The organism is Amaricoccus tamworthensis, from assembly GCF_049800875.1.
GTDB lineage: Bacteria > Pseudomonadota > Alphaproteobacteria > Rhodobacterales > Rhodobacteraceae > Amaricoccus > Amaricoccus tamworthensis.
Genome location: NZ_JBNAFV010000013.1, coordinates 139,510 through 146,143, shown reverse-complemented (window position 1 = coordinate 146,143; position 6,634 = coordinate 139,510). Strand labels below are relative to the sequence as shown.

The 6,634-nt window shown below is 60.4% G+C and carries 6 protein-coding genes; 2 read left to right on the top strand and 4 right to left on the bottom strand.

The window, feature by feature from the left end; genetic code table 11:
- Window positions 1-114: 114 nt before the first annotated feature.
- Entirely contained in the window at window positions 115-1,680 is a 1,566-nt protein-coding gene (istA, locus tag ACP15P_RS17670) for an IS21 family transposase (protein WP_424929792.1), read from the top strand.
- Window positions 1,613-2,341, top strand: coding sequence for an IS21-like element helper ATPase IstB (gene istB, locus ACP15P_RS17665; RefSeq protein ID WP_424929791.1), 729 nt, complete (start codon window positions 1,613-1,615; stop codon window positions 2,339-2,341). Before istA ends, istB begins: the two co-directional genes overlap by 68 nt.
- A 273-nt stretch (window positions 2,342-2,614) precedes the next feature.
- Here istB and ACP15P_RS17660 read toward each other — a convergent pair whose 3' ends face one another.
- The 4 genes from ACP15P_RS17660 to ACP15P_RS17645 form a co-directional block, all read right to left on the bottom strand.
- Entirely contained in the window at window positions 2,615-3,469 is an 855-nt protein-coding gene (locus tag ACP15P_RS17660) for an ABC transporter permease (protein WP_424929790.1), read from the bottom strand.
- Between the two features lie 4 nt (window positions 3,470-3,473).
- Entirely contained in the window at window positions 3,474-4,340 is an 867-nt protein-coding gene (locus tag ACP15P_RS17655) for an ABC transporter permease (protein ID WP_424929789.1), read from the bottom strand.
- Entirely contained in the window at window positions 4,340-5,413 is a 1,074-nt protein-coding gene (locus ACP15P_RS17650) for an ABC transporter ATP-binding protein (RefSeq protein ID WP_424929788.1), read from the bottom strand. Before ACP15P_RS17650 ends, ACP15P_RS17655 begins: the two co-directional genes overlap by 1 nt.
- A 99-nt stretch (window positions 5,414-5,512) precedes the next feature.
- Window positions 5,513-6,580, bottom strand: a complete 1,068-nt coding sequence (locus tag ACP15P_RS17645) for an extracellular solute-binding protein (protein WP_424929787.1) — start codon at window positions 6,578-6,580, stop codon at window positions 5,513-5,515.
- Window positions 6,581-6,634: the final 54 nt, after the last annotated feature.

Here is a 6,634-nt window from a genome sequence, read left to right as displayed (position 1 = left end):
TGTGAAACGGCATGCAATTTTGACCCTCATATTGGGGTAATCGGCGTCCAAAAGTGACCCCCCTTATAAATCTGTTCAGAAGCTTCCTCAAAAGCATGGGGGAGCAGTCAGGGGATGTTGGTTGTGGAGACGATCGCGAAGATCAGGCGTGCGCATTTTATCGAAGGCAAGTCGATCAAGCAGATTTGCCGTGAACTGCGGTTATCCCGCAATACGGTGCGTAGAGTCATCCGATCCGGTGCGACCGAGTTCAGTTATGACCGCACGACGCAGCCCCGCCCAAAGATTGATCCCTGGCGTTCTGAGTTGGACGGGATGCTGGCCGAGAACGTCCGGCGGCCGAAGCGGGAACGCCTGACGCTCATCCGGATCTATGAGGAACTGCGTAACCGTGGCTATGGAGGCGGCTATGATGCGATACGCCGATATGCGGCGGGCTGGTCGAAGGCGACACGGGAAGCGTCGGCCAGTGCGTATGTTCCGCTGAGCTTCGATCCGGGCGAAGCCTACCAGTTCGATTGGAGCCATGAGATCGTGATCCTCGATGGCGTGACGGTGACGGTCAAGGTTGCCCATGTCCGCCTGTGCTACAGCAGGATGCCATATGTCCGGGCCTATCCCCGTGAAACCCAGGAGATGGTGTTCGACGCGCACGACAGGGCGTTCGCCTTCTTTGGCGGTGCCTGTGCGCGGGGCATCTACGACAATATGAAGACCGCCGTTGATGCGATCTTTGTCGGCAAGGACCGTGCCTATAACCGGCGTTTCCAGCAGATGTGCGGGCATTATCTGGTCGATCCGGTTGCCTGCACGCCTGCCTCGGGCTGGGAGAAGGGTCAGGTTGAGAACCAGGTCGGCGTGATCCGGCGGCGGTTCTTTGTGCCGCGCCCGAAGTTCAAATCCCATGCCGAGTTGAATGCCTGGCTGGAAGATCGTTGCGTGGCCCATGCCCGGGCGAACACGCATCCTGAGATGCGGGACAAAACGGTCTGGGAGGTGTTCGAAGAAGAGCGCCCGAGCCTCGTGCCCTATGTTGGCCCGTTCGATGGGTTCCACGCGGTTACGGCGTCTGTCTCCAAGACCTGCCTCGTGCGGTTTGACAAAAACAGATACTCGGTTGACGCCCGTGCCGTGGGGCGGCCGGTCGAGATCAGAGCCTACGCAGATCGGATGGAATGCTGGCAGGATGGCCGGATCGTCAGTCGCCATGCGCGTGCTTTCGGGCGCGACAACACCGTCTACGATCCCCTGCATTACATACCTGTTCTGGCCCGCAAGCCCGGCGCCCTTCGTAACGGTACGCCATTCAAGGAGTGGGACCTGCCGGTTGCGATCCGCCGGGTGCAGCGTAAGCTGGAACGCCAGCCCGGCGGCGACCGCCAGATGGTCGAGATCCTGAGCGCTGTGATGACGGATGGCATTGATGCTGTAGAAGCCGCCTGTACCGAGGCGCTGTCCCACAACGTCCATTCTGCGGGCGTCGTGCTGAACATCCTGGCCCGCCACCGGGAACCGCCGCCACCCCTGACAATCACCACACCGGACGCGCTGCGGCTGAACTGCGAACCCACGGCGAATTGCGACCGATATGACAGCTTGAGGAGACAGACAGATGGAACGCTCAGACGTGCTCGACGCGATGGGAAAGCTGAAGCTCTACGGGATGAGAGCCGCCTATGACGAGATTCTGACCACCGCCGTCAAACGCCAGCATGAGCCCCAGCAGATCATCGGCGAATTGCTGACGGCTGAGATCTCGGAGAAGCAGGCCCGCTCGATCAAATACCAGATGACCATCGCCAAACTGCCTCTGGCCAAGGAACTGGAAGAGTTCGACTTCGAAGCAGCCGAGGTCAACGAGACCCTGATCCGTGATCTGGCCGCCGGGGACTTCCTTGATCATCAGCGCAACCTGGTCCTGATCGGCGGCACCGGAACGGGCAAAACCCATCTCGCCGTCAGCATCGCCAGGGCTTGCATCCGGAACGGGCGGCGCGGGCGGTTCTTCAATGTCGTCGATCTGGTAAACAAGTTGGACGCCGAAGCCCGCGCCGAGCGTCAGGGACGAACCGCCGATTTGATATCGCGCTTGGATTTCCTGATCCTCGATGAACTCGGCTACCTCCCGTTCGCCCAGACCGGCGGCCAGCTCCTGTTCCACCTGATCAGCAGGCTCTACGAACGCACCTCGATAATCGTCACAACCAATCTGGCATTCGGTGAATGGCCAAGCGTCTTCGGCGACGCCAGGATGACAACCGCGCTGCTCGACCGGCTGACGCATCACTGCGAGATCGTCGAAACCGGCAACGAAAGCTGGCGCTTCAAAAACCGGGCATAATACCAGGCCGCCCCCACACTGGCCCGGCGCCGCTGCGGTAATCGGAGACTGCGCAGCACCGGGCCAGCTTAGCACCAGGGGGGTCAATTTTGGACGCCGATGAGGGGTTAAGATTGGATGCCGATTGACACCGTTGCCTGTGGAGAGTGACGGTTGAGCCGAGGGAGTGCGATTGACCGTCCGAGCAAAGCCGCTTCTCGATAAATTACCCAATCGGTTGAAATCTTCGGGTGGGTACGCCTCGAACCAGACCCATTTGCCAAGGCGGGTTAGTCATGTCCGATCGCGTTGAACGATGACACTCAGGAGAGCCAGGAGGCCGGAGCCGAGCATCAGGAAGACCGATACGGCGTTCAGGACGGGAGTGGAGCCGACCTTTACCATGCGGTCATACATGGTGATTGTGAGCGGCGCATCGGAGCCTACCAGCATGAGCGTGGTGTTAAAGTTCTCGAAAGACACCAGGAAGGCCACCACAAAGGCCGAGAACAGCGCCGGGACGAGGAAAGGCAGCGTGATGGTCATCAGCACCCGAAGGCGGCCCGCGCCGAGGTTCAGGGCGGCCTCCTCCAGCGCCATGTCGAATTTTTCAAGGCGCGCGGCGATTACGAGAGAGGTGATCGTGGTCAGGAAGGAAAACTGGCCCAGAACGATCAGCGGGATGCCTGGGCGCAGCCAGGTGGGGTTGATGCCCAGGCCCTGGTCGATGCCGTTGGCGATCATGGAGGCGAACACCAGGATCGAGATGCCGAGAATGACGCCTGGGATTACGAGCGGCACGACCATCAGCACGTAGAGCGCGTTTTTGAAGGGGAAGTCCCGGCGCACGAAGAGAAACGCGTTGCAGGTGCCGGCCGCGACGGAGAGGGCCGAGACGATGACGCCAATATAGAGGGAGTTCCCAAGACCGCGCAGGAGTCTTTCGTCGTGGAACATGCCGAGTTTTGGCTCGGTGTCGTTGAAGAACCAGTCGAGGGTGAAACCCTGCCAGGGCAGGGAGGGGAAAACGGAGTCGTTGAAGGCGAAGACGCCTGCCGCCAAAAGGGGAGCGATCAGGTAGAGGAAGAAGATCACGATATAGGCCGTGTAGACGGCGTTGAGGAGCGGGGATCTGTTGGACCGGGTCATGCCGCTACTCCTTTGCCACGGTGGTGGCGAGGCTTTGGCCGGTCAGGCGCAGGCCGGCCCAGACCACGAACGAGGTAAAGGCGAGGAGCAGGACGCCAAAGGTGGCGCCGGCCTCCCAGTTGTAGCGGGTGATGAACTGGTTGTAGATCTGTTCAGTGAACCAGCTGCTGTTTTTGCCGCCCAGGAGAATGGGCGTGAGGTAGCTGCCTGCCGTCAGCATAAAGGTAATGATGCAGCCAGCGACAAGGCCGGGCATGGCGTAGGGGACGACGATGCGGCGGAATACGGTGAAGCGACTGCCGCCGAGATTATAGCCCGCTTCCAGCATGGCGTCGTCCATACCGTCGAGTGTGGAGACAAGCGGCACGATCATGAAAAGCACAACGGTGTAAACGAGACCGATGATCACGGTGATATCGTTGTAGAGCAGTTCCACGGGGCCGCTGATCAGGCCGATGGACTGAAGTGTGCTGGATATGATACCGGTTTCGCGCAGGAGGACGATCCAGCCGAAGGCGCGGACGAGGTCGCTGACCCAAAGGGGGATCAGGCAGAGCAGGAACAGACCCGCGCGGGCGCGTTTTCGGGCCATTTTGGCGATGTAATACGCCACCGGGAAGCCGATGAGCAGGGCCAGGAAGGTCACGAGAATGGACATCCAGGCCGTGCGCAGGAGGGTGTTCCAGTAGATCGGCTCGCGGATGAATGCCATGTAGTTGGCGAAACCGAGTTCATATTCGCGAGGGCCGATTTTTTCGCGGAGGGAAACGTAGCCGATGCCAAGCTGGGGCAGGGCGATGAGCAGCACGATCCACAGCGCGAAGGGCGTCATCAGGAGGATCAGCGAGAGTTTTCCCGCGTCGGTCCGCATCAGGCCGCACCCCGTGCGAAGCAGAGCGCCCGGTCGGCGCGCCAGTGGATGTGGATGGGGTCGCCCTCGTTGATGGAGGTGGCACCGGAGGTGTCCGCGACCTCAATCAGTTTGCCGGTATCGGTACGCACCAGGATGCGGCTGTTGGCGCCGTTGAACAGCAGGCTGTCGACGCGGCCGGAGAGCGTTGCGCCGTCCTCGCCCTGGCCGATGGCCACGGCTTCGGGGCGGACGAAAACCTCCACGTCGGAGGTTTCGCGCAGGCCATCGGTTCCGGTTTTGGCAAGCACGGTGCCGCCGTTCTCGAGGGCCACGCGGGCGGTGCCGTCCGCGATGCGGTCTATGCGGCCGCCCCAGCGGTTGGTGTCGCCGACGAAGCCCGCGACGAAACCGGAGACCGGGTTGTCGTAAAGGACGCGCGGGGGGCCGATCTGCTCGAAACGACCGGCATTCATGACGGCGACGTTGTCGGACATGACCAGGGCTTCGGACTGGTCATGGGTGATGTAGAGGAAGGTGGTCTCGAACTGGTGCTGGAGCTGCTTCAGCTCTATTTTCATGTGCTCGCGCAGTTTGAGGTCGAGTGCGCCGAGGGGCTCATCCAGCAGGAGCACGTCCGGTTCAAGGACCATGCAGCGGGCGATGGCGATGCGCTGTTTCTGGCCGCCGGAGAGTTGCGAGATCTGTTTGTCCTCGACCCCTGGCAGGCCAACGCGGTCAAGCACGGCGCGGACCCTGTCACCAATGCCCACTTTGGCGTCGCCGCGACAGCGCAGGCCGTAGGCGATGTTTTCGCCCACGTTCATCATGGGGAAGAGGGCGAGGTGCTGGAACACCATTTTGACATTGCGTTTGTTAGGCGCGAGATTGAGGACGGATTTTTCCCTGAGCAGGATGTCGCCCCCGTCGGGATGCTCAAATCCGGCGATCATGCGCATCAGTGTGGTCTTTCCGCAGCCTGACGGGCCGAGGATGGAAAAGAACGAACCGGCGGGCACGCCGAAGCTGACGCCGTCAACGGCGGTAAAATTTCCAAAGCGTTTGGTGACGCTTTCGCATCTGAGATCATACATGATCCGCCCCCCGATGTCTGAAATTCCGGGTCCGGCGCATGGCCGGAACAGGACAGGGGTGCATTATCGCCCCTGCCCATAGATGGTGGCCGACAGTTTTTACTGTGCCGCCTGGATGCGTTCCAGCGCGAGACCTTCCATGTCTTCGATTCCGGCCGGGATGTTCGCAAAGAACTTCAGGTTTTCGAGGTCGGTATCGTCAAAGGCTGCCTGCACGGCGGCGCGTTTGTCCTCAGGCAGGAGCTCAATGCCGTTCGGAACGGCAGCGATCGCACCGGTCGAGGCCGACATGATTTCCACATTCTCAGGGCGCATCACGAAGTTTATCCACTTGTAAGCAGCGTCATCGGCTTCTCCACCACGGGGGATGGCAAAAGTGTCGATCCAGGCAAGTGCACCGGTTTCGGGTGGTACAAAAACGATGTCCGGGTTTTCGCCGAACAGCTTGTAGGCCGTGGAATCCCAAGTTTCCGACACCACAACCTCACCCGAAAGCATGAGGGCCGCAAGGTCGTCGCCGCCGGTCCAGTAGGTTTTGATAACGGATTTGCAGTCGATCAGTTTTTCAGTGACCTGGTCCAGCATGTCCTGGTAGGCCTCGGGGTCGTCGTAGAGCGCGAATGGGTCCATGCCCATGCCAAAGGCGGTGCCGAGCAGGATGGTACGGCGCAGGCGCATGGAGGTTTTGCCCTCGTAGGCCGGGTCGCAAAGGTCGTTCCATCCGGTCACGTCAGGCGCGACCGATTTGTTGGTCATGATGCCGGAGGTGCCCCACTGATGCGGCACGGCATAGACCTCGCCGTCGATCGTCGTGTTGGCCTTGACGCCCTCAAGCAGGTTCTCCGACATGACCGAGGTATCGATTTGACTCAGGTCGAGCGGTTTGTAGATGTTGTATTCCTGCTGGGCGGAGAAAATGCGGTCATGACTGGGTTGGGCCAGATCGTAACCGGAGCCGCCGGTGGCGCGCAGCTTCGCAATCATTTCCTCGTTGTTAGAGAACGTGACCTCAACAACAATGTCGGGATATTCCTCCTCGAATTTGTTGATCAGTTCCTCCGGCGCGTAGCTGCCCCAGGTCATGAGCCGCAGGGTTTCGGCGGAGACAGTCCCCGCGACCAGGCTGAGGGCCGTGCCCGCCAGCAGGAGTTTGAGTGACGCTTTCATGTCTGAGAATCCTTCCGTGTTGGTGTGTGGTTTGTGTGTTATTGTTCTTTTTTG

What these genes read in the sequence shown, in the direction of transcription:
- istA (WP_424929792.1), top strand. Translation starts at nt 115, where the DNA reads ATGTTGGTTGTGGAGACGATCGCGAAGATCAGGCGTGCGCATTTTATC.
- istB (WP_424929791.1), top strand. Translation starts at nt 1,613, where the DNA reads ATGGAACGCTCAGACGTGCTCGACGCGATGGGAAAGCTGAAGCTCTAC.
- ACP15P_RS17660 (WP_424929790.1), bottom strand. Translation starts at nt 3,469, where the DNA reads ATGACCCGGTCCAACAGATCCCCGCTCCTCAACGCCGTCTACACGGCC.
- ACP15P_RS17655 (WP_424929789.1), bottom strand. Translation starts at nt 4,340, where the DNA reads ATGCGGACCGACGCGGGAAAACTCTCGCTGATCCTCCTGATGACGCCC.
- ACP15P_RS17650 (WP_424929788.1), bottom strand. Translation starts at nt 5,413, where the DNA reads ATGTATGATCTCAGATGCGAAAGCGTCACCAAACGCTTTGGAAATTTT.
- ACP15P_RS17645 (WP_424929787.1), bottom strand. Translation starts at nt 6,580, where the DNA reads ATGAAAGCGTCACTCAAACTCCTGCTGGCGGGCACGGCCCTCAGCCTG.